This is a genomic window from Lentzea sp. NPDC003310, assembly GCF_040610935.1.
Taxonomy (GTDB): Bacteria; Actinomycetota; Actinomycetes; order Mycobacteriales; family Pseudonocardiaceae; genus Lentzea.
In genome coordinates this window covers 1-21341 of record NZ_JBEXNC010000027.1, presented here as the reverse complement: position 1 = coordinate 21341, position 21341 = coordinate 1, and the positions used below count along the sequence as shown (strand labels likewise).

Here is a 21341-nt window from a genome sequence, read left to right as displayed (position 1 = left end):
ACCGTCAACCGTTCAGCGCGTGCGTGGCCGTCGCCCCTCCGTCGACCACGAACTCGCCGCCCGTGCAGTACGCGCTGTCGTCACTCGCGAGGAACAGCACGACGTTCGCGACGTCCTCAGGCTGCCCGATCCGCCGCAGCGCCAGCTTCTTCCCGATCGGCGACACGTCGACGTCGCGTCCCAGCGCCGTGCTGACCATCGGGGTGTCGATGGCGCCGGGGTGCACCGAATTGACCCGGATCCCGTGCTGTCCCAGCTCCATCGCGGCGACCTTGGTCATGCCGCGGATGGCGAACTTGGACGCCGTGTACGCCACCAGGTACGGCATGCCGCCCAGGCCCTCGACCGACGACACGTTCACGATCGACCCGCCACCGGCGGCGCGCATCGACGGCACGACCGACCGCATGCCGAGGAACGCCCCGACCTGGTTGATGCCGATCACCCGCTGGTAGTCCGCGAGCGTCGTGTCGGCGAGCGCCGAGAAGTGCAGGACTCCGGCGTTGTTGACGAGCACCGAGATGTCGCCGAACGCGCCGGTGGTGAACGCGATCGCCTCGTCCCACGACTCCTCGGACGACACGTCGAGGTGGCAGTACTCCGCCCCGATCTCGGCGGAGAGCTCCTTGCCCTGGTCGTCGAGGACGTCGGTGACCACCACCCGCGCGCCCTCCGCGACGAACCGGCGGGCGGCGGCCGCGCCCTGACCCCGGGCGGAGCCGGTGATCAGGGCGACCTTCCCGTCGAGCCGCATCTACATCATCTCGTCGGTCAGCGGCATCATCACGGTCTTGAGCTCGGTGTAGGCCTCGTAGGCGCTCTGCCCGCCCTCGCGGCCGAGGCCCGACTGCTTGTAGCCGCCGAACGGGATGTGCGGTTCGAGCTGGAAGCCGTTGATGCCGACCATGCCCACGCGCAACGACTTCGAGACGCGGAACGCGCGGCGGACGTCGTTGGTGTAGACGCCGGCGCCCAGGCCGTACTCGGTGTCGTTGGCGATCCGGATGGCCTCCTCCTCGGTGTCGAACGGCACGACGGTCAGCACCGGGCCGAAGATCTCGTCGCGGGCGATCGCCATGTCGTTGGTGGCGTCGGCGAAGATCGTGGGCGCGACGAAGTTGCCGGACGAGTAGTCGCCGTCGAGCCGGGTGCCGCCGGTGACGAGGCGCGCGCCGTCCTGCTGGCCCCGTTCGATGTAGCCGAGCACGCGGTCGAGCTGCTTCGCGTTGATCAGCGGGCTGGCGAGCACCGCCGGGTCGAACGGGTCGCCGAACGTCACGGCGGTCGCGAGCATCTGCGCCATGGAGATGAACTCCTCCTGCGCCTCCCGCTGCACCAGTGCCCTGGTGTGCGCCACGCACGCCTGACCCGACAGGCCCATGGTGACCATGCCCATGCAGGTCATCGCCGCGAGGCCGACGTTCGGGGCGTCCGCGAACACGATCGCGGGCGACTTGCCGCCCAGCTCCAGCGAAACGCGCTTCATCGTGCCGGCGGAGGCCTCGACGATGCGGCGGCCGATCGCGCGGCTGCCGGTGAAGCTGATCTTGTCGACGCCGGGGTGGGTGATCAGCGCTTCGCCGGTGGGGGTGCCGGGGCCGGTGACGAGGTTGACGACGCCCTCGGGGAGTCCGGCCTCCAGCAGCAGTTCGACCAGGCGGATCACGCAGAACGACGCGTACTCCGACGGTTTCACCACGACCGTGCAGCCGGCGGCCAGCGCGGGCGCGAGCTTCTGGGCGAACAGCACGAACGGCGCGTTCCACGGCAGGATCGCCGCGACGACGCCGACCGGTTCGCGGAACGTCATCGCGAGGTGGTCGCCGCCCTGGTACGGCGGCAGGGTCTGACCGCCGACCTTGTCGATCCAGCCGGCGTGGTGGTCGAAGATGTCTGCGGCGATGCCGACGGAGGTGGCGTAGATCTGGCCGAACGACAGCGGTACGCCGTTGTCGAGCGCCTGCAGGCCGCGCAGCTCGTCGGCGTGCTCGCGCAGCAGGTCGCCGTAGCGGCGCAGCACCTTGATGCGCTCGCCCGCCTTGGAGCGCGGCCAGGGTCCCTCGTCGAACGCCTTGCGGGCCGCGAGCACCGCCGCGTCCACGTCTTTGGCGGACGCCACGGCGAAGCTGCCGATCTCCTCGCCGGTCGCCGGGTGGTGGTGGGTCCAGGTCTCGTCCGCCTCGCGGAACTCGCCGCCGACGAGGAGCCGGCCGTCCTTGAGGCCCAGGGTCTCGCGGTGCGGTTGGACGGTGAGCGTCACAGCTCCTCCTACAGGGCCATCGTTTCGGTGCAGGCGAACGTCCTCTGCGGATCCCGGTCGGCGAAGTGGCCGTCGAGATCGCCGAACCCGTCGAACTTCCGCTCGACGGTCGGTGGTGCCATCAGCGCGACCATGCCGCCGTGCACGACGAAGACCTGGCCGTTGATCTTCTCGCCGGACGGCCCGGCGAGGTGCGCGACGAACTTCGCGACGTGCTCGGGCGCGAGCGAGTCGTCGCCCTCCGGCGCGTCGCCGAAGACGTGCGCGGTCATCTGGGTGCGAGCGCGCGGGCAGATCGCGTTGGCGCGCACTCCGTACCGGCTGGTGCCCCTCGCGGTGGCGACCGTCAGCGCCGCGATGCCCGCCTTGGCCGCCGCGTAGTTGGCCTGCCCCTCCGAGCCGAGCAGGAAGGCCTCGGACGAGGTGTTGACGATCCGGGCGTAGACCGGTTCGCCGGCGGACTTGGACTGCTGCTTCCACAGCGCGACCGCGTTGCGCGACAACAGGAAGTGGCCTCGCAGGTGCACCCGCACGACCAGGTCCCACTCGTCGTCGGTCATGTTGAACAGCATCCGGTCGCGCAGCACGCCCGCGTTGTTCACGACCACGTGCAGGCCGCCGAACTGCTCGACGGCGGCGGTGACGAGGGCGTCGGCGGTCGCCCGCTCGCCCACGTCACCCTCGACCACGACGCACTTCGCGCCCAGTTCCTCGATCTCGGCCGCGGCGGCGTCGGCCGCCCCCGGCAGGTCGTTCAGCACGATCGACGCGCCCGCCCGCGCGAGCTCCAGCGCCTCCGCCCGGCCGAGCCCGGCGCCCGCGCCGGTGACCACGGCGACCTTCCCCGCAAGGTCCACAAGAGACTCCCAGAAGAGATGTGTCAGTCGAACAGGATCACCTGGCGGATGAGGGAACCCCCGCCGCGCAACGCCTGCAGGCCTTCGTTCACGTCTTCGAGCCTGATCCGCTTGGAGATCATGCCTTCGAGGTCGAGCCGGCCCTGCCGCCACAGCGCGATCATGCGCGGGATGTCGCGGCGGAAGTTCGCCGTGCCGTAGAACGAGCCGTGCAGCGTCTTGTCGTGCAGGAAAAGCTCCTGGGCGCTGAACGACACCATCGCGTCGGCTCGGCCCGCGCCGACGACCACGGTGTGCCCGCCGCGGCGGGTCAGGTCCCACGCCTGGCGGATGGTGGCGGGCAGCCCGACGACGTCGAACACGTAGTCGAAGCCCATGCCGGAGTTGAGCTGGTTGTTGAGGTCCGCGATGCCGTCGGGCGTCGTCGCGTGCGTCGCGCCGAACCGCCGCGCCACCTCGTGCTTCTCCAGCACCGGGTCCACGGCGACGATCCGGGCCGCGGCCGCGAGGCGAGCGCCCTGGAGCACCGCCACGCCGACGCCACCGCAGCCGATCACCGCGACGCTGGAGCCCGGTTCGACCTTCGCGGTGTTGAGCACGGCCCCGACGCCGGTCAGGATGCCGCACGACAGCAGCGCGGCGACGTCCCACGGCACGTCGTCGTCGATCTTCACCGCGGCGTCCGCGGGCACGACCATCTCCTCGGCGAACGCGCCGAGCCCCGCGTAGCCGAACGCCGGGTTGCCGCCAACGACGAACCGCGGCGAGGTGAACGCGGCGATGGTGTGCACGAGGCACAGGTGCGCCTGGCCCGTCACGCACTGGGCGCACTTGCCGCACGGCGGCACGAACGTGATCGCCACGTGGTCGCCGACCGCGAGCGACGTCACCGCGCTCCCGACCTCGACGATCTCGCCCGCTCCCTCGTGGCCCACGACGCCGGGCGCCAGGGCGGGCAGCGTTCCGTCCATTGCGGACAGATCGCTGTGGCACACGCCGCACGCCTTGATCTTGATGCGGATCTCCTGCGGCCCCACCGGTGTGGTGGTCACGTCGTCGCGGAGCTCGAGCTTGTCGTCGCCTACCTGGTTGAGCACGGCAGCCTTCACCGGTATCACTCCTCGCTGAGCTCACGGCCTCCTGGCTCGTCGGACACTAGAATCTGTTCCTGTTCTTGACAAGGCCCATCAGCGTGAGAGGCGCAGCGCCCCCATCGGGCACGACGCGACGGCGCGTTCCGCCGACGCCTCCTCTGCTGCGGCCAGCTCACCGTCCCGGATCTGCAGAACCTCGTCGTCGTCGAGATCGAAGACCTCGGGCAGGATGGACATGCACTCGCCGTGCGCCTCGCACAGCGCAGGGTCGACGCCGACCTTCATCGCGGCCTCCTGACATCAAGTAGAACTTGTTCTAGAGTAGCGGTCATGCGCATCGGTTTCACGCCCGAACAGGAGCAGTTGCGCCAGGAGTTGCGGGCGTACTTCGCCGCGCTCATGACGCCCGAACGCCGCGCCGGGCTCGCCGGCGGGAGCGACTACGGAGACGCCGAGGTCTACAAGGACACCGTGCGGCGGATGGGTCTCGACGGCTGGCTCACCATCGGCTGGCCGGAGGAGTACGGCGGCCGCGCGCGTCCGATGATCGAGCAGCTGATCTTCCTGGACGAGGCGTCCGCGGCCGGCGCGCCCGTGCCGTTCCTGACGCTCAACTCCATCGGCCCGACGATCATGGCCCTGGGCACGCCCGAGCAGAAGGCCTTCTACCTGCCGAGGATCGCGTCCGGTGAGCTGCACTTCGCCATCGGCTACTCCGAGCCCGAGGCGGGCACCGACCTCGCCGCCCTGCGCACGCGAGCCGTCCGCGACGGCGACGAGTACGTGATCAACGGCCAGAAGATGTGGACCAGCCTCATCCAGTACGCCGACTACGTGTGGCTCGCGTGCCGCACCGACCAGGAGTCGCAGCGGCACCGGGGCCTGAGCGTGATCATGGTGCCGACCACGTCGCCGGGCTTCTCCTGGACACCGGTACCGACCATGTCCGGCCCCACCACCAGCGCCACCTTCTACGACGACGTGCGCGTGCCGGCGACGAACCTCATCGGCGAGGAGCACAAGGGCTGGAAGCTCATCACCAACCAGCTCAACCACGAACGCGTGGCGCTGTGCTCGGCCGCGCCACTGCAGACCGCGCTGCGCGAGGTTCGTCAATGGGCGGACGAAACCGGTGCGATGAAACAGGAGTGGGTGCGCCTGCACCTCGCCCGCGTGCACGCGAAGACCGAGTTCCTCAAGCTCGTCAACTGGCGGATCGCGTCCGGTTCGGACGAGGCACCGTCACCGGCCGAGGCGTCCGCGACCAAGGTGTTCGGCACCGAGTTCGCGACCGAGGGCTACCGGCTGCTGATGGAGGTGCTGGGCGCCAACGGGATCGTGCGCGCGGGGTCGGCGGGAGCGCTGCTCCAGGGCCGGGTGGAACGCATGCACCGGTCGTCGTTGATCCTCACGTTCGGCGGCGGCACCAACGAGATCCAGCGGGACATCATCGCGCGCGCGGGCCTCGGCCTGCCCGCCGTGCCTCGGTAAGGGGACTGGCATGGACTTCACGCTGACCGAGGCGCAACGGGAACTGGCGGCGCTGACCCGCAAGATCCTCGACTCGTCCGACACGCCGTGGCTCGACCTGGTCAAGTCCGGTGTCGTGCCGGAGGACCCGGCCGAGCTCGGCGTGCTGGAGCAGTGCTCGGTGCTGGTCGAGCTGGGCCGCGCGGTGTCGGACGTCCCGTACCTGCCGACCGCGGTCGCGGCGGCCGCGCTCGCGGAGTTCGGCACGCCCGAGCAGCGGCGGTTCGCGCCGGGAACCGTGCTGTCCGTGGCACTCACCGAGTCCGGCGGCGTGCTAACCACCGTGCCGTTCGCCCGGACCGCGTCCGCCTTCCTGGTGGCGCGGGGTGACGAGGTGCTCCTCGTCGACGCGAACCAGCTGGAGATCACGCCGCAGGAACTGGTCGACGGCTCGGAGGCGGGCACGTTCGCCGCGACCGGCGGGGACGTCGTGCCCGGCCTCTCCCCCGACTGGCTGATCACGCGCTACACGCTGGGGCTGTGCGCCCTCCAGCTCGGCGTGACCGAACGCGCCCTGGAACTCACGGCGGAGTACGCGCGGACCCGCGTGCAGTTCGACCGGCCGATCGGCAGCTTCCAGGCGGTAGCGCAACGCCTGGCTGATGCGTACATCGACGTGGCGGCGATCCGCCTGACGCTCTGGCAGGCCGCGTGGCGGTTGTCCGAGGGCCTGGACGCGGCCGAAGAGGTGGCCACCGCGAAGTTCTGGGCCGCCGACGGCGGGCACCGCGTGGCGCACACCGCCGTGCACGTCCACGGCGGCACGGGCATCGACATGAGCCACGACGTGCACCGGTACTTCACGGCGGCGAAGCGCAACGAGTTCGAGCTGGGCGGGGCGACCGCCCAGCTCCTCAAGCTCAGCGCGACTTGGTGAGGCGTTCGACCGTCGCGTCGTACTCCGCCAGCAGGTCGGCCATCACCGCGGCGACCGGGCGGACCTCGTTCATCCGCCCGACGACCTGCCCGACCGGCATCGAGACCACGGAAGGGTCGTCGGACCGGGCGATGCGCAGGTGCGCCTCGCTGACGAGCAGGTTCTGCAACGGCATCGGCAACGGCTCCGGCGCCTCGTCCGACGTCCAGGCCTCGGTCCACCGCGTCTTCAACAGCCGCGCCGGCTTACCGGTATAGATGCGCGTGCGGACGGTGTCGCTCGATCCCGCCGCCAGCAACGCCTCCTGCGTGCTCGAGTTGCCCAGCGTGTACTCGGTGGTCGTCAGCCAGTACGAGCCCATCCACACCCCGGACGCGCCCAGGGCCATCGCCGCGGCCGCCTGGCGCCCGGACCCGATGCCGCCGGCCGCGAGCACCGGCACGTCGACCGCGTCGACGATCTCCGGCACGAGCACCATCGTCGCGACCTCGCCGGTGTGCCCGCCGGCCTCGTAGCCCTGCGCCACCACGATGTCGACGCCGTTGGCCACGTGCCGCCGGGCGTGCTCGCCCTTGCCCGCGAGCGCCGCCACCGGGACGCCGGCCGCGTGCGCCCGTTCGATGACGTCGGTCGGCGGGGAGCCCAGCGCGTTCGCGATCAGCCGGATCGGGTGCTCCAGCGCGACGTCGACGTGCGAGCGCGCGACCGAGTGCAGCCAGCCGAGCACGCCCTCGCCGCCCTCGCCGTCCGGCAGCGGGGGCACGCCGAGCTTCAGCAGGGTCTGGTCGACGAAGTCCTTGTGGCTCTGCGGGATCAGCCCGGCCAGGTCGATCTGCGTGCCTTCCTTCGGCACGGTGGCGGGCATGACGATGTCGACGCCGTACGGCTTGCCGTCGGTGTTCTCGTCCATCCACGTCAACGCGCGGTCGAGGTCCTCCGCGTCGTTGAACCGCACGCACCCGAGGACACCGAGCCCGCCCGCCCTGCTGATCGCCGCCGCCACGTGCTCGGACGGCGTGAAGCCGAAGACGGGGTGCTCGATGCCGAACTCGTCACACAGGCTGGTGCGCATGGTCCTCCACGTGGCGCTTCGCCCACTGGTAGTCGGGTTTGCCGCTGGGGGTGCGGCCGATCTCGTCAACGAGCCACAGCGAGCGCGGCACCTTGTAGCCCGCGAGCGACTCGCGCACGTGGGCGTCCAGTTCGGACAGTGTCGGGGTCGCCCCGTCGCGCGGGTGGACGATGGCGCCGACGCGCTGGCCGAGCAGGTCGTCCGGGATGCCGATCACGAGCGCGTCGAACACGTCCGGGTGCGACTTGAGCGCCGCTTCGACCTCCTCGGGGAACACCTTCTCGCCGCCGGTGTTGACGCAGGTGTTGCCGCGTCCCAGCAACGTGATGTCGCCGTCTTCCTCGAACCGGGCGAAGTCGCCGGGCACGGTGAACCGCTTGCCGTCCACCTCGACGAACATCCGCGCGGTCTTCTCGGGGTCCTTGTAGTAGCCGAGCGGGATGTGTCCGCCGCGTGCCAGCTTGCCGATGACGCCGGGCGTCGGCTCCAGCTTGTTGCCGTCCTCGTCGATGACGATGGTGTCCTCGTTGAGCTTCACCTTGGTGCCGTCGGTCTTCACGATCTCCTTCGGCACGGCGCCGATGCCGGTGGACCCGGTCTCGCTCGACCCGATCGACTCGAGCAACGTCGTGTGCGGCAGGAGTTCCTGGTACTGCTTCTTGACGGTGTAGGAGAACAGCGCGGCACTGCTGTTGACGATGTAGAGCGACGAGCCGTCGTACGAGCCGCGCTGGAACTCCTCGATCAGCGGCCGGCCCATCGCGTCCCCGGTGATGACGGCGACCTGGACCTTCTCCCTTTCGATCACCTGCCAGATCTCGGCGGGGTCGAACTTGGGCACCAGCACCACCGTGCTGCCGCTGAACAACGCGCCGAGCACGGCCCACTGCGCCGCGCCGTGGATGAGCGGCGGCAGGCAGAGCCGGACCAGCCCGTAGTCCTTGCCCGCCCTGGCCTGGTGCCACTCGTCGGTCAGCCGTTCGCCGGTGACGAAGTCGATGCCGCCGCCGAGCGTGCGCCACACGTCCTCGTGCCGCCACATCACGCCCTTGGGCATGCCGGTCGTGCCGCCGGTGAACAGGATGTAGAGGTCGTCGGGGCTGCGCGGCTCGAAGTCGCGGTCGCCGGACTCCTCGGCGAGCGCCGTCTCGTAGTCCGCGCCCTCGAACGGTTCCTCGCTCTCGTCGTCGATCACGACGGTGTGGCCGGGCGCGCCGACCTCCGCGACCAGCGGCGCGTACCGCCGTTCGTGCACGAGCGCAGTCAGGTCCGCTTCCCCGAACAAGTACTGCAACTCGTTCTTGGTGTAGCGGTAGTTCACGTTGATGGCCACGGCCCGCAACTTGTAGACGGCGAGCATGGCTTCGACCAGTTCGATCGAGTTGCGCGCGTAGAGCCCCACGTGCGCACCCTGCGTCACGCCGTTCTTTGCCAGGTGGTGAGCCAGCTTGTTGGCTCGCGACTCGAGCTCGGCGTAGGTGACCCTCTTGGTGCCGCAGATGAGCGCGGTCCGGTCGGGCACGGTGTCGGCGGCGTGTTCAACGAGGTCTGCGACGTTGAGGGCCATGGTAGGCAAAGTAGAACGTGTTACTGTTCTCGACAATCCCCCGTGCGGTCAGACTCGATCCAGGAGGCGCGCGAATGACGACCACGACGGAACCACACGCGTTGGTGGACTTGGTCGACAACGTTCTGGTCGTCACGATGAACCGCCCCGAGGTCCGCAACGCCTTGTCCGGCCCCATGTTGGCCATCATGAAGGAGGCGTGGGACCGCGTGGACTCCGATCCGGACGTCCGCGTGTGCGTGCTGACGGGAGCAGGCGGTGCGTTCTGCGCGGGCGCGGACCTGAAGGCGATGACGTCCAACCACCCCAGCGAGAACGCCGGCAAGTTCGACTTCTCCGTCATCGAGCCACTGCTCAAAGGACGTCGATTGACGAAACCGCTCATCGCCGCGGTGGAAGGTCCCGCCGTCGCGGGAGGCACGGAGATCCTGCAGGCGACGGACATCCGCGTGGCCGGCGAGAGCGCGCGGTTCGGCGTCTCGGAAGCACGCTGGGGCCTGTTCCCGCTCGGCGGTTCGGCGGTGCGGCTGCCGCGACAGATCCCGTACACGGTCGCGGCCGACCTCTTGTTGACGGGACGGCACATCCGGGCGGCGGAGGCGAAGGAGATCGGGCTGATCGGGCACGTGGTCCCGGACGGCCAGGCGTTGGAGAAGGCGCTGGAGCTGGCCGCGTTGATCACGGCCAACGGGCCGATCGCCGTCCGGAAGATCCTGCAGACCCTGCGGGAGACCGAGGTGATGCACGAGAACGAGGCGTTCACGGTGGACGCCCGGCTCGGCATGGAGGTGTTCGCGAGCGAGGACGCCAAGGAGGGGCCGCGGGCGTTCGCCGAGAAGCGCAAGCCCGAGTTCAAGGGCCGGTAGCGCCTGCGCTTCAGCGGCGATCCACCATGCGCGGGTCCGGGAGCGGACGTGACGCCCCGGCTAGCAGGTGACGAAGTCGCTCGGCGGCACCCAGGCCGAGCCGGGGTGGAAGATCCTCCCGTCCGGCGCGATCTGGCGGCTCATGGCGTACCAGTGGGTGGTCCTGTCGAGCTCCGGGTCGTACGGCCAGTACGCGTCCCAGATCTCGATCTTGCGCTGCTGCCAGTAGTCGGACACGTTCTCGGGATGGGACGCGCTGTTGTACGCCGTGTACTCGGTGCGGCGCTTCCACGTGGTGTTCGTCCCGGGCAGGAGGTTGGCCTCGGCGACGAGGAGGGCCGCCGCCACGTGGTCGACGTGGTCGCGCGCGGGCGTGTCGCGGTGCCCGACCGTGCTGCCGGAACGGATGTAGTCGGGCTTCGCATGAGCGATGATGGCGTGCAGCATGCCGATGAAGCTGTACTTGGTGTAGGCGGTACGTCCGTCGATCGGCTGGGCCACGTACGGGCTGAAGTTCAGCATCTTGTACAGGTCACCGTAGGGATCGCCGACCTCGGGGTTGCCCTCGGACGCGCACCCTCCTGACGCGCCGTGGATGTAGGTGAAGACGAGCCGCACGTTGGTGCCGTTCAACCGGTTCGTCGCCACCGGGTGGCCGTTGAACCGCATCTCCTCGTACGTCCAGTCGTTCGGGACCCCGGCGGTCTCGGCGTAGGCGGCCCGTTCACCCTGGATCCGCTGGTCTGCGTAGGGGAACGGGGGTCTGGTGTGCACCTCGCCCGCGGTGAGGTACACGACCCAGACGGTGAACCCCGCCTCGACGTCCGAGGCGATGTCCGGGTTCATGAACAGCAGGTCGTCGTCCTGGTGCGCGACGAATGAGACAGTCGTCTTCGGCGCCGACTGCGCGGGCGTCAGCGAGGCGGCGACGAGGAGCAGACAGGTGACAACGGACAGCATGGATCTACGCACGACTCTTCCCCCAGGTAGAGATCTCGGCGAGAGACTACCTCCGACACAGCCGCGGTGGAGGTGCGAGTGACCAAGCCCGTGATCATCGTCGACCTCGACGACTGCCTGATCCCGGACGGCAGCGCGGCCCGCGCCGCCATCGCCGCGGTGCTGGGCGAGCTGTCGATCACCCCGGACGACCGGGCGGTCGACACCGTGCTGGCCGCCGCCCGCCGCGAGTGGCGCGAGAACCGGCTCCTCACCCACCGCGAGGTCGAACGGGTCGCGTCCTGGGAGGCGCTCTGGGCCGACTTCCACGAGCTGCCGATGCCACCCGAGGTGGTCAAAGCGTTGGTGGGCAACGACGTGCGGGCGTGGCGCCTCGCGCTAGACGACCTCGGCAGCGGCGCCGACGCCACGAAGGCGGCACTGGCCTTCCGGACGGCACGCCAGGCCCTGGTGCGGCCGTTCCCCGGCGTCGAGTCCGCTTTGGACTTGCTGCGCGGACGTCACGAGCTGTGGCTCGCCACCGACGGCTGCCGGTCGTTGCAGCGCGCCAAGATCCAGCTGTCCGGACTCGCCGACCGGTTCGCGCGCGTGTTCGTCTCCGGGGAGGTCGGGCATCCCAAGGGCACGGCCGGGTTCACCGACGCCGTCCGGGCCGCGCTGGTCGACGGCCGGACGGTGTGCCTGGTCGCCGGGGACAGCACGACCACCGATCTCCTGCTCGCGGAGACCGGTGGGTGGCCGTTCGTCCAGATCACCGAGGAACTCCGGTTCGCCGACGTGCCGGCCTGCTGCCGGTGTCCCTAGAGGTCGTTCGCCGCGATGTACCCGAACGTCATGGCGGGGCCGATCGTGGACCCCGCGCCCGCGTAGCTGCGGCCCATCACGGCCGAGCTCACGTTGCCCGCCGCGTACAGGCCGGGGATCACCGAGCCGTCCGGCCGCAGCACGCGCGCCCGTGCGTCCGTCACCAGGCCGCCCTTCGTGCCCAGGTCGCCCGGCACGATGTTGAAGGCGTAGAACGGCGGCGCCCACAGCGGTGCGAGGCACGAGTTCGGGATCACGGCCGGGTCGGTGTAGTAGTGGTCGTAGGCGCTGTCGCCGCGCCGGAAGTCCGGGTCGCGGCCCACCAACGCCTGGTTGTTGAACCGGCTGACGGTCGACCTCAGGTTCGCGGCCGGCACGCCGATCGCGCCCGCAAGCCCGTCCAGCGACCAGTTCTTCATCACGGCGCCGGACTGGTACCAGCCGTCCGGCAGCGGCAGGGTCGGTGCCACGTCGGCGAAGAGGTAGCGGTTGCGGTAGTTCTGGTCGACGACCAGCCACGCGGGGATGCACGGGTCGGTGGGGTTCTTGTCGTACATGACGTGCACGACGTCGCTGTAGGGCGCGGCCTCGTTGACGAACCGGCGGCCCGCCGCGTTGATCATCAGGCCGCCCGGCAGCGTGCGTTCGGCGAGGCAGAAGTACGGCGAGCCGGGCGTCGGGATGGCCGGTCCCCACCAGGCGTCGTCCATCAGGTCGACGGCGGCGCCCGCGCGCAGGCCGGCGCGGTGGCCGTCGCCGGTGTTCTCCTTCGCGCCGACCGTCCACTGCGTACCGATGGGCTGGCGCTGGTACTGGGCGCGCATCGCCGCGTTGTGCTCGAACCCGCCGGAGCCCATGATCACGCCGCGCCGGGCGCGCACGACACCGCGCGAGGTCAGCACTCCGCGCACCGCGCCGTTCTCCACCACCAGGTCCTCGAGGCCGGTGTTCAGCCAGACCGGGACACCCGCCTGCAGGAGCCCCGCCCGCAGGCCGCCGGCCAGGGCCTGGCCCATCGTCAGCGGTTTCTGGCCCGCCAGCGCTGCCGCCGTGCCCCTGGCCAGCGCGGCGGCGGCCGTCGCCGCACCCTTCGCGTTGACCAGCGCCAGCGCGAGCCACTTGTAGTCCGCGCCGTAGATGACCATCCCGGCCGGTGGCGAGAGGTACGGGGCGTTGAGGCGCGCGAGCTCGGCGCCGAGCACCCGGCCGTCGAGCACCTCGGGTTCGATCGAACGGCCGCGCGCGATGCCGCCGGGCAGTTCGGGGTAGTAGTCGCTGTAACCGTCCATGTGCCGGAACCGCAACGGGCTGTTCCGCATGACGAACGAGATCATCCGCGGCCCCTGCGCCAGGTAGGCCTGCTGGCGCACCGCCGGGATGTCGCCCACGACCGCGGCCAGGTACTGCGCCGCCTTCGCGGGGGTGTCCGGGATGCCGGCCGCGAGGATCACCTCGTTGTTGGGGATCCAGATGCCCGCGCCGGACCGGGCGGCGGAACCGCCGTAGGTCGGCGCCTTCTCCACGACCACGCAGCTCAGGCCGCGCTTCGCGGCGGTCAGCGCGGCGGTCATGCCGGCCGCGCCCGCGCCGACGACCACGACGTCGAACTCGCCGAGGTCGGCCGAGGCGGCGGAGGGTCTGACCAGTCCGGCGGCCAGCGCGAGGCCGGTTCCGGCGAGCACCTGACGGCGGTTCAGGGTCACGGGTTCGCTCCAGACATCGTCTTCCGGTGGTCCCAGCTGGCGGTCCTGGTCGGGCGGAAGATCACGGCGACGCGTCGCGCCATCGCCTTCTTCAACGCCTCACGGGCCTGCGGGTCGTCGCCGACCTCGCCGAAGTTGCGCGACACCACGGCGTCCACGACCGGGCCGAGGTCGGTGAACTCCGTGACGCCCTCCATGTGCACGCCGCGCAGCTGGTCGTAGGTCTCCCCCGCCTCGGCCAGCACGCTGCAGCGCGGATCCCGTCGCAGGTTCAGGATCTTCTGCGACTTGCGGTCCGTGCAGAAGACGATCTCGCCGTCCACCCACGCGAACCACATCGGCGCGAGGTGCGGCAGCCCGTTCCGGCCGATGGTGGCGACGATCAACGTCTTCTGGCCGCGCAGGAACTCCTCGACCTCGGCGGCCGACATCCTGATCGCGTCACGCACGATCCCGCAGCTTTCGCTTGTACAGCTTGCCGTTCGGGTCGCGCGGCAACTCGGCGAGGTACTCGACCGTGCGCGGCAGCTTGAACTTCGCGAGCCGGGTCCGCGCGAACTCCAGGATCTCCTCGGTCAGCGCTTCGGACGCCTCGACCCCGTCGGCCGGCTGCACGACGGCCTTGATCGACTCACCCCAGTCCGGGTGCGGCACCCCGAACACGGCCACGTCCGCGACCTTGGGGTGGCAGATGAGCTCGCCCTCGATCTCGGCCGGGTAGATGTTCACGCCGCCAGAGATGATCATGTCGTTCTTGCGGTCGCACAGGAACAGGTAGCCGTCCTCGTCCAGGTACCCGATGTCCTGCAACGTGAACAGCTTGCCCACGCGCGCGGCCCGCGTCTTCTCGGAGTCCTTGTGGTACTCGAAGGTCGAGTCGCCCATCCGCATGTAGACGAGCCCCTGCTCGCCCACCGGCAGCTCGGTGCCGTCCTCGCCGAGGATCTTGATCTCGGACGTCGGCCACGGCAGTCCGACCGATCCCGGTTTCCGCAGCCACTCGGTAGCGGTGATCGCGGTACCACCGCCCTCGGTGGCCGCGTAGTACTCGATCACCACCGGACCCCACCAGTCGAGCATGCGGCGCTTGACCTCCAGCGGGCACGGCGCCGCGCCGTGGATCATCGCCCGCAGCGATCCCATGTCGTACTTGGCTTTCACGTCGTCCGGCAGCGCCAGCAGGCGGTGGAACTGGGTCGGCACCATGTGGCTGTGGGTGACCTTGTGGCGCTCGATCAGCCGCAGCATGTCCTCGGGCGACCAGTGGTCCATGAGCACCGCGGTGTGCCCCAGCTGGATCGAGATGGTCACGAAGTTGAGCACGGCCGTGTGGTAGAGCGGAGACCCGCACAGGTGCACGTGCCCGTCGTGCGGCTTGATCCCGAAGATGCCGAAGAACCAGGCGGCGCTCGGCGGCACGACGTCCGGGTCCGCGCCGGTCAACGGCCTGCGCACGCCCTTGGGCCGCCCGGTGGTGCCGGAGGTGTAGAGCATCGGCGACCCGGTGGTGCGGCCGTCCGGCCTGCCCTCCTCGCCCGCCCCCAGCTCGGCCAGCGGCACGAACCCGTCGACCTCGCCGACGGCGAAACGCGCGTCCGGCGGCAGGCTCGCCGCCGCCTCCACCGCGGCGGCCGCGAACCGTTCGTGGGCGACGAAGGCCTTGGCACCGCTGTCCTGCACGAGGTACGCGACCTCGGCGCCGGTCAGGTGCCAGTTGGCCATCACGACGTAGAGGCCGGTCTGGTAGGCGGCGAAGTAGACCGCCACCAGTTCGGCGCTGTTGGGCAGCATCAGCACGATGCTGTCGCCGGGTTCGAGCCCCAGGGCCCGGAACCCGCGCCCGTAGCGGTTCGCGTCGGCGGCGAGCCCGGCGTAGGTGATCTCCCGCCCGCTCGGATCGACCAGCGCGGTCAGGTCCGGCTGATCGGCAGCGATGTTCCAGAGTCCTGTGACCACACCCTCAAAGTAGAACGCGTTTCACCTACTGACAAGCCTCCGCGACGGCCTTGATCGAGGCAACGTCGCGACATCCGACGAGCAGTGTCGTGACGCCCGCCTTCTCCCACCGGCGGACCTCCTCGCGCACCTGCTCGGCGGTTCCGACGATGCTGATCTCGGACACCAGCTCGTCCGGAACGACCTGTGCCGCCTCGTCCTTGCGCCCGGCCTGGAACAGCCTGCCCACGTCGGCGACGACCTCGCCGTAGCCCATGCGCGTGAACACCTCGGCGTGGAAGTTCATGCCGGGCGCGCCCATTCCGCCGATGTACAAAGCGACGAACGGCTTCAGCATCGACCGCACCGCCGCCGGATCGTCCGTCACGACGACCTGACAGGTGGCGGCGACCTCGAAGTTCTCCCTGGTACGACCCGACTTCACGAAGCCCACGTCGAGCCACTCGTTGTACATGTCCGCCAGCCGCGGCGCGTAGTAGATGGCGAGCCACCCGTCCGCGATCTCCGACGTCAGCGCGACGTTCTTGGGCCCCTCCGCGCCGAGCCAGATGGGCAGGTCGGCGCGCAGCGGGTGGGTGATGGGCTTCAACGGTTTGCCGAGCCCCAGCGCTCCAGGTCCCTGGTACGGCAACGGGTAGTGCGGCCCGTCGTTGCGCACCGGCGCCTCGCGGGCCATCACCTGCCGCAGGATCGACACGTACTCCCTGGTCCTGGCCAGCGGTTTCGCGAACGGCCGCCCGTACCAGCCCTCCACGACCTGCGGCCCGGACACGCCCAGCCCGAGCACGAACCGCCCGCCGGACAGGTGGTCGAGGGTGAGCGCGTGCATGGCGCAGGCCGCCGGCGTCCGTGCCGACATCTGCACCACGGACGTGCCCAGCCGGACCCTCGAGGTCTCGGATCCCCACCACGCCAACGGGGTGAACGCGTCCGAGCCCCACGCCTCGGCGGCGAACACCGCGTCGAAGCCGAATTCCTCCGCCGCCGCCACGAGTTGGGCGGCGTTCTGAGGCGGCTGAGCACCCCAGTACCCGAGCTGCAGACCGAGCTTCATGCAGCCATCTTGCCACCATTTCGAGAACCTGTTTCACTTTGATCTGTGACTCGGCCGCTGAGTGCTCCGCTCGACGTTGGCTTCGACTACACGCGCTCCCTCGGCCCGACGCTGGGCCGGTTCCTCTCGGATCTGCGCCGCCGCAGGGTGACCGGGATCCGCGGCTCGGACGGGCGCGTGCACGTGCCGCCGCTCGAGTACGACCCCGTGACCGCCGAACGCCTCGACGAGTTCGTGGACGTGGCGGCGACCGGTGTCGTGCGCGGGTGGTCGTGGATTCCCGAGCCCCTCGAAGGACAGCCGCTCGACCGGCCGTTCGCGTGGGCGCTGGTCCAGCTCGACGGCGCGGACACCGCGCTGCTGCACGCGGTCGACGCGGGCTCGCCGGACCAGATCTCCACCGGCGCACGCGTGCGGGCGCGCTGGCGTCCCGAACGGGTCGGCGCGATCACCGACATCGAGTGCTTCGAGCTCTCCGACGAACCGGCCGAGGAGCCCACCGACGCCGAGGACGTCACGATGGTCACCACCCCGGTGAACCTGCACTACACGCACTCGGCCTCGCCCACCGAGGACCCGTTCCTGCGCGGCCTCATGGAGGGCAGGCTCATCGCGCAGCGCTGCCCGCAGTGCGAGAAGGTCTACTTCCCGCCGCGCCCGGCCTGCCCGACCGACGGTGTCCCGACGACGGACCAGGTCGAGCTCGCCGACCGCGGCACGATCACGACTTTCTGCGTGGTCAACGTCCCGTTCCTGGGCCAGCGCATCCCGCCGCCGTACGTCTCGGCGTACGTGCTGCTCGACGGCGCGGACATCCCGTTCCTGCACCTGCTGCTCGGTGTCGCACCCGAGGACGTCCGGATGGGCATGCGCGTCGAGGCCGTGTGGAAGCCGCGCGAGGAGTGGGGCCCGACGATGCAGAACATCGACCACTTCCGGCCGTCCGGCGAGCCGGACGCGCCGTTCGACTCCTACTCCCAGCACCTGTGAGGCTCGCGTGCGTGACATTGCGGTAGTCGGCTTCGCGCAGACGCCCTGCGTGCGCGAGACCGACGGCACCACCAACGGTGTCGAGATGCTCGTCCCGATCTTCCACGAGGTGCTCGGCGGCCTCGGCCTGACCAAGACCGACATCGGGTTCTGGTGCTCCGGGTCGTCGGACTACCTGGCGGGGCGCGCGTTCTCGTTCGTCTCGGCGGTCGACGCGATCGGCGCCTTCCCGCCGATCGCCGAGTCGCACGTCGAGATGGACGCGGCGTGGGCGCTCTACGAGGCGTGGGTGAAATTGCTCTGCGGCGAAGTCGACACCGCCCTCGTCTACGGCTTCGGCAAGTCCTCCGCGGGCCAGCTCCGCCGGGTCATGGCCATGCAGCTCGACCCGTACGTCGTCACTCCACTGTGGCCGGACACGCTCGGCCTGGCGGGCATCCAGGCGCGGATGGGCATCGAGAACGGGCTCTGGGACGAACGGGCGATGGCGTCCGTGGCCGCGCGAAGTCGCCGCAACGCCCTGTCGAACCCGCTCGCGCAGCTGTCCGGCGAGGTCGACGCCGACGAGCTGCTCGCGCTCCCGTACGTCGCGGACCCGTTGCGGCGCCACGACTGCGCACCCATCACGGACGGCGCGGCCACGATCGTGCTGGCCGCCGGTGACCGCGCACGGGAGCTGTGCGAACGCCCCGCGTGGATCACCGGGTTCGAGCACCGCACCGACTCGCCGTCGTTCGGCACGCGCGACCTCACGACCTCCCCGTCCACGGTCGCCGCGGGCAAGGCGGCGGGCACCGACGGGGTCCGGGTGGCCGAGCTGCACGCGCCGTTCACCCACCAGGAGATCCTGCTGCGCCAGGCACTCGGCCTCGGCGACGACGTGACCGTGAACCCGTCGGGCGGCGTGCTCGCGGGCAACCCGATGTTCTCCGCCGGCCTGGCGCGCATCGGCGAGGCCGCGCGCCGGATCCACGACGGCACCGCGACCAAGGTCCTCGGGCACGCGACCAGCGGACCGTTGCTCCAACAGAACCTCGTCTGCGTCATGGAAGGGCGGGAGTAGATGCGACCGGCAGCAGTGGTCGGCACCGGCCAGACGCACCACGCGGCGAAGCGCCTCGACGTGTCGATGGCGGGCCTGTGCCGCGAGGCGATCGACCGCGCGATGGCGGACGCCGGCGTGGACTGGCCGGACATCGACGCGGTGGTCCTCGGCAAGGCCCCGGACCTGTTCGAGGGCGTGATGATGCCCGAGCTGTTCCTCGCGGACGCGCTGGGCGCCGTCGGCAAACCGTTGCTGCGCGTGCACACCGCCGGCTCGGTCGGCGGCAGCACCGGCAACGTGGCCGCCTCGCTCGTCCAGTCCGGCGTGCACGACCGCGTGCTGGCCGTGGCGTTCGAGAAGCAGTCGGAGTCGAACGCGATGTGGGCGCTGTCGGTCCCCACCCCGTTCACCATGCCGGTGCACGCGGGCGCGGGCGGCTACTTCGCCCCGCACGTCCGCTCCTACATCCGCCGCGCGAGCGCCCCGGAGCACATCGGCGCGATGGTCGCCGCCAAGGACCGCCGCAACGGCGCGCGAAACCCGTACGCGCACCTCAAACAGCCGGACATCACCGTCGAGTCGGTGCAGGCCTCCACGATGCTGTGGGACCCCATCCGCTACGACGAGACCTGCCCGTCCTCGGACGGCGCCTGCGCGGTCGTCATCTCGGCGGAACCCACGTCCGGTCCCGCCGCCTGGATCCGCGCGACCGCGCTGCGCACCGAGCCCACCACGTTCGCCGGACGCGACCAGGTCAACCCCCAGGCCGGCCGCGACGCCGCTCGCGCGCTGTGGAAGCAGGCGGGCATCACCGACCCGCTGTCCGAAGTGGACGCGGCGGAGATCTACGTCCCCTTCTCCTGGTTCGAACCGATGTGGCTCGAGAACCTCGGTTTCACCGACGTCGGCCAGGGCTGGAAGCTCACCGAGGCGGGCGAGACGGAGATCGGCGGCCGCCTCCCGGTCAACCCGAGCGGCGGCGTCCTCTCGTCCAACCCGATCGGCGCCTCCGGGCTCCTGCGGTTCGCCGAGGCCGCGATGCAGGTCATGGGCACCGCGGGAGACCACCAGGTAGACGGCGCACGGGTAGCGCTGGGCCACGCGTACGGCGGCGGCTCGCAGTTCTTCGCCATGTGGGTAGTCGGATCGGAGAAGCCGTGAAGTTCACCGTTGGCATCGCCATGAGCCCACTGGACCAGCTGACCGAACTGGCGCAGTGCGCCGAGGAGTGCGGCTACGCCTCGATCGCGCTCCCGGACTCCCTCTTCTTCTCGGAGAAGGTGTCCGCGGACTACCCGTACACCCCGGACGGCTCCCGCATGTGGAACGCCGACACCCCGTGGGTAGACCCGTTCGTGGCGGCCGCGGCCATGGGCGCCGTCACGTCCCGGATCAACTTCTACACGCAGGTCCTGAAACTGGGCTCCCGCAACCCACTCCTGCTGGCCCGCCAGGTCGGCTCGGTCGCACACCTGACCGGCAACCGCTTCGGCTTCGGCGTGGGCCTCGGCTGGTCGCCGGAGGAGTTCGAGTGGTGCGGCGTCCCGTTCAAGAACCGCGGCCCGCGCGTGGACGAGATGATCGACATCCTCAAACTCGTCCTGGCCGGCGGCATGGTCGAGTACCACGGCGACTACTTCGACTTCGACCGCCTCCAGATGTCCCCCGCCCCCACCAAACCCGTCCCGTTCTACGTGGGCGGCCACTCCCCGGCAGCCCTCAAGCGCGCGGCCAGGGTGGGCGACGGCTGGACGTCGGCGATGATCAAGTTCGACGAGCTCAAGCAGGTCGTTGCCACGCTCACCGACCTGGGCGCCTTCGAGCGCCCGTTCGAGATCCAGGCCGTCTGCATCGACCGCTTCGGCCTGGACGGCTACAAACAGCTGGCCGAGGCAGGCGTCACCGACACGATCGTGGTGCCGTGGCTGTTCTACGGCGTCGGTTTCGACGGCAGCCTCCAGGCCAAGAAGGACGGACTTCGGCGCTTCGCCGACGAGGTGATCGGAGAGTTCGCGTGACAGCAGCAGTGACCTGGACGGCGTCCAAGACCGAAACCCCGGCCCGCGTGGCCTCCTGGCGCTCGATGGACTGCGTGACCCGCGGGGCAAAAGACGAGTGGCTGGCCCTGTTCGCCGAGGACGCCGTGGTCGAGGACCCGGTGGGCCCGTCGATGTTCGACAACGAGGGCAAGGGCCACCACGGCAAGGAGGCGATCGCCGCCTTCTGGGACCTGGCCATCGCGAACGTGGAACGCTTCGAGTTCGCCATGCACGACTCGTTCGCCGCCGGTACCGAGTGCGCGAACGTGGGCACGATCAGCGCGTTCCTCCCCGGCGGCGCACGCGTCGACACCGAGGGTGTGTTCGTCTACAACGTGGGCGAGGACGGCCTCATCAGGTCGATGCGGGCGTTCTGGGAGACGGAACGCGCGATGGCGACTCTGCGAGTCGAGTAACCCAGACGTAGGTGAGGGCTCCCTCCGCGACACCGGAGGGAGCCCTCGGTCTTTGTCGGGCAACGGCGAAGCCGAGGCGTGTGAGCACTCGACGCCGATCAAGCAACGCCGCACGCAATGGCGAAGCCGAGGCGTGTGAGCAATGGATGTCGGCTCAGCGGTGGTAACGCAACCACGACGGCGATTGGGGCTTGACTTTGGGTGCGAGGCCTTAAACTTGACCACTCGGCCGGGCTTCACAATCCCGGCTT

21 protein-coding genes are annotated in these 21341 nt (G+C 70.1%); 9 read left to right on the top strand and 12 right to left on the bottom strand.

Annotated elements, in window-relative coordinates; translation table 11 throughout:
• Positions 1-4 precede the first annotated feature (4 nt).
• The 5 genes from ABZX02_RS39950 to ABZX02_RS39930 form a co-directional block, all read right to left on the bottom strand.
• Positions 5-754, bottom strand: a complete 750-nt coding sequence (locus ABZX02_RS39950; RefSeq protein ID WP_355306665.1) for a glucose 1-dehydrogenase — start codon at positions 752-754, stop codon at positions 5-7.
• Positions 755-2260: an aldehyde dehydrogenase family protein gene (locus ABZX02_RS39945; RefSeq protein ID WP_355306663.1), complete on the bottom strand. Its 1506-nt coding sequence runs from the start codon at positions 2258-2260 to the stop codon at positions 755-757. It abuts the gene before it with no gap.
• Positions 2261-2268: 8 nt separating this feature from the next.
• Entirely contained in the window at positions 2269-3117 is an 849-nt protein-coding gene (locus ABZX02_RS39940) for an SDR family NAD(P)-dependent oxidoreductase (protein WP_355306661.1), read from the bottom strand.
• Positions 3118-3140: 23 nt separating this feature from the next.
• On the bottom strand, positions 3141-4226 hold the full coding sequence (locus ABZX02_RS39935; RefSeq protein ID WP_355306659.1) for a Zn-dependent alcohol dehydrogenase: 1086 nt from the start codon (positions 4224-4226) through the stop codon (positions 3141-3143).
• A gap of 78 nt (positions 4227-4304) precedes the next feature.
• Entirely contained in the window at positions 4305-4496 is a 192-nt protein-coding gene (locus ABZX02_RS39930) for a ferredoxin (RefSeq protein WP_355306657.1), read from the bottom strand.
• 45 nt (positions 4497-4541) lie between these two features.
• Here ABZX02_RS39930 and ABZX02_RS39925 point away from each other — a divergent pair, with 45 nt between their 5' ends.
• Together ABZX02_RS39925 and ABZX02_RS39920 are read left to right on the top strand one after the other, a co-directional pair.
• Positions 4542-5702: an acyl-CoA dehydrogenase family protein gene (locus ABZX02_RS39925; RefSeq protein WP_355306655.1), complete on the top strand. Its 1161-nt coding sequence runs from the start codon at positions 4542-4544 to the stop codon at positions 5700-5702.
• Between the two features lie 10 nt (positions 5703-5712).
• Positions 5713-6618 carry an acyl-CoA dehydrogenase family protein gene (locus ABZX02_RS39920; RefSeq protein WP_355306653.1) on the top strand — a complete coding sequence of 302 codons (906 nt, stop codon included), beginning with the start codon at positions 5713-5715 and terminating at the stop codon, positions 6616-6618.
• On the opposite strand, the gene ABZX02_RS39915 is transcribed toward ABZX02_RS39920, so the two are convergent.
• Both ABZX02_RS39915 and ABZX02_RS39910 read right to left on the bottom strand, forming a co-directional pair.
• Positions 6602-7690, bottom strand: coding sequence for a nitronate monooxygenase family protein (locus tag ABZX02_RS39915; protein ID WP_355306651.1), 1089 nt, complete (start codon positions 7688-7690; stop codon positions 6602-6604). The genes ABZX02_RS39920 and ABZX02_RS39915 overlap by 17 nt on opposite strands.
• Positions 7671-9257, bottom strand: a complete 1587-nt coding sequence (locus tag ABZX02_RS39910; protein WP_355306649.1) for an acyl-CoA synthetase — start codon at positions 9255-9257, stop codon at positions 7671-7673. The genes ABZX02_RS39915 and ABZX02_RS39910 overlap by 20 nt, the downstream gene beginning before the upstream one ends.
• A 74-nt stretch (positions 9258-9331) precedes the next feature.
• Between ABZX02_RS39910 and ABZX02_RS39905 the strand changes: the two genes are divergently transcribed.
• On the top strand, positions 9332-10123 hold the full coding sequence (locus ABZX02_RS39905; RefSeq protein ID WP_355306647.1) for a crotonase/enoyl-CoA hydratase family protein: 792 nt from the start codon (positions 9332-9334) through the stop codon (positions 10121-10123).
• A 60-nt stretch (positions 10124-10183) separates the two neighbouring features.
• Here ABZX02_RS39905 and ABZX02_RS39900 read toward each other — a convergent pair whose 3' ends face one another.
• On the bottom strand, positions 10184-11095 hold the full coding sequence (locus ABZX02_RS39900; protein WP_355306645.1) for a PIG-L family deacetylase: 912 nt from the start codon (positions 11093-11095) through the stop codon (positions 10184-10186).
• Between the two features lie 66 nt (positions 11096-11161).
• On the opposite strand from ABZX02_RS39900, the gene ABZX02_RS39895 reads away from it, so the two are divergent.
• On the top strand, positions 11162-11887 hold the full coding sequence (locus tag ABZX02_RS39895) for an HAD family hydrolase (RefSeq protein ID WP_355306643.1): 726 nt from the start codon (positions 11162-11164) through the stop codon (positions 11885-11887).
• Here the strand turns inward: ABZX02_RS39895 and kstD are convergent.
• The 4 genes from kstD to ABZX02_RS39875 are packed head-to-tail and all read right to left on the bottom strand — an operon-like array spanning position 11884 to position 16600.
• Positions 11884-13590, bottom strand: a complete 1707-nt coding sequence (kstD, locus tag ABZX02_RS39890) for a 3-oxosteroid 1-dehydrogenase (protein ID WP_355306641.1) — start codon at positions 13588-13590, stop codon at positions 11884-11886. The two genes, ABZX02_RS39895 and kstD, sit on opposite strands and share 4 nt — an antisense overlap.
• Positions 13587-14039, bottom strand: a complete 453-nt coding sequence (locus ABZX02_RS39885) for a pyridoxamine 5'-phosphate oxidase family protein (RefSeq protein ID WP_355306639.1) — start codon at positions 14037-14039, stop codon at positions 13587-13589. Before ABZX02_RS39885 ends, kstD begins: the two co-directional genes overlap by 4 nt.
• Positions 14032-15546 carry an acyl-CoA synthetase gene (locus tag ABZX02_RS39880; protein WP_355306638.1) on the bottom strand — a complete coding sequence of 505 codons (1515 nt, stop codon included), beginning with the start codon at positions 15544-15546 and terminating at the stop codon, positions 14032-14034. The genes ABZX02_RS39885 and ABZX02_RS39880 overlap by 8 nt, the downstream gene beginning before the upstream one ends.
• 25 nt (positions 15547-15571) lie before the next feature.
• Positions 15572-16600 carry an LLM class F420-dependent oxidoreductase gene (locus tag ABZX02_RS39875; RefSeq protein ID WP_355306636.1) on the bottom strand — a complete coding sequence of 343 codons (1029 nt, stop codon included), beginning with the start codon at positions 16598-16600 and terminating at the stop codon, positions 15572-15574.
• A gap of 45 nt (positions 16601-16645) precedes the next feature.
• Between ABZX02_RS39875 and ABZX02_RS39870 the strand changes: the two genes are divergently transcribed.
• Genes ABZX02_RS39870 through ABZX02_RS39850 form a run of 5 tightly spaced genes read left to right on the top strand, consistent with a single transcriptional unit; the run spans position 16646 to position 21090 of the window.
• Positions 16646-17590 carry an OB-fold domain-containing protein gene (locus ABZX02_RS39870; RefSeq protein WP_355306634.1) on the top strand — a complete coding sequence of 315 codons (945 nt, stop codon included), beginning with the start codon at positions 16646-16648 and terminating at the stop codon, positions 17588-17590.
• 7 nt (positions 17591-17597) lie between these two features.
• A complete protein-coding gene (locus ABZX02_RS39865) occupies positions 17598-18653 on the top strand; it encodes a thiolase domain-containing protein (RefSeq protein ID WP_355306633.1) in 1056 nt (351 codons plus the stop codon).
• Positions 18654-19796 carry a thiolase domain-containing protein gene (locus ABZX02_RS39860; RefSeq protein WP_355306631.1) on the top strand — a complete coding sequence of 381 codons (1143 nt, stop codon included), beginning with the start codon at positions 18654-18656 and terminating at the stop codon, positions 19794-19796. It abuts the gene before it with no gap.
• Positions 19793-20653 (top strand): TIGR03619 family F420-dependent LLM class oxidoreductase, encoded by an 861-nt coding sequence (locus tag ABZX02_RS39855; protein WP_355306629.1) that lies wholly within the window; start codon positions 19793-19795, stop codon positions 20651-20653. Before ABZX02_RS39860 ends, ABZX02_RS39855 begins: the two co-directional genes overlap by 4 nt.
• On the top strand, positions 20650-21090 hold the full coding sequence (locus tag ABZX02_RS39850) for a nuclear transport factor 2 family protein (protein WP_355306627.1): 441 nt from the start codon (positions 20650-20652) through the stop codon (positions 21088-21090). Before ABZX02_RS39855 ends, ABZX02_RS39850 begins: the two co-directional genes overlap by 4 nt.
• The last annotated feature ends 251 nt before the right edge of the window (positions 21091-21341 follow it).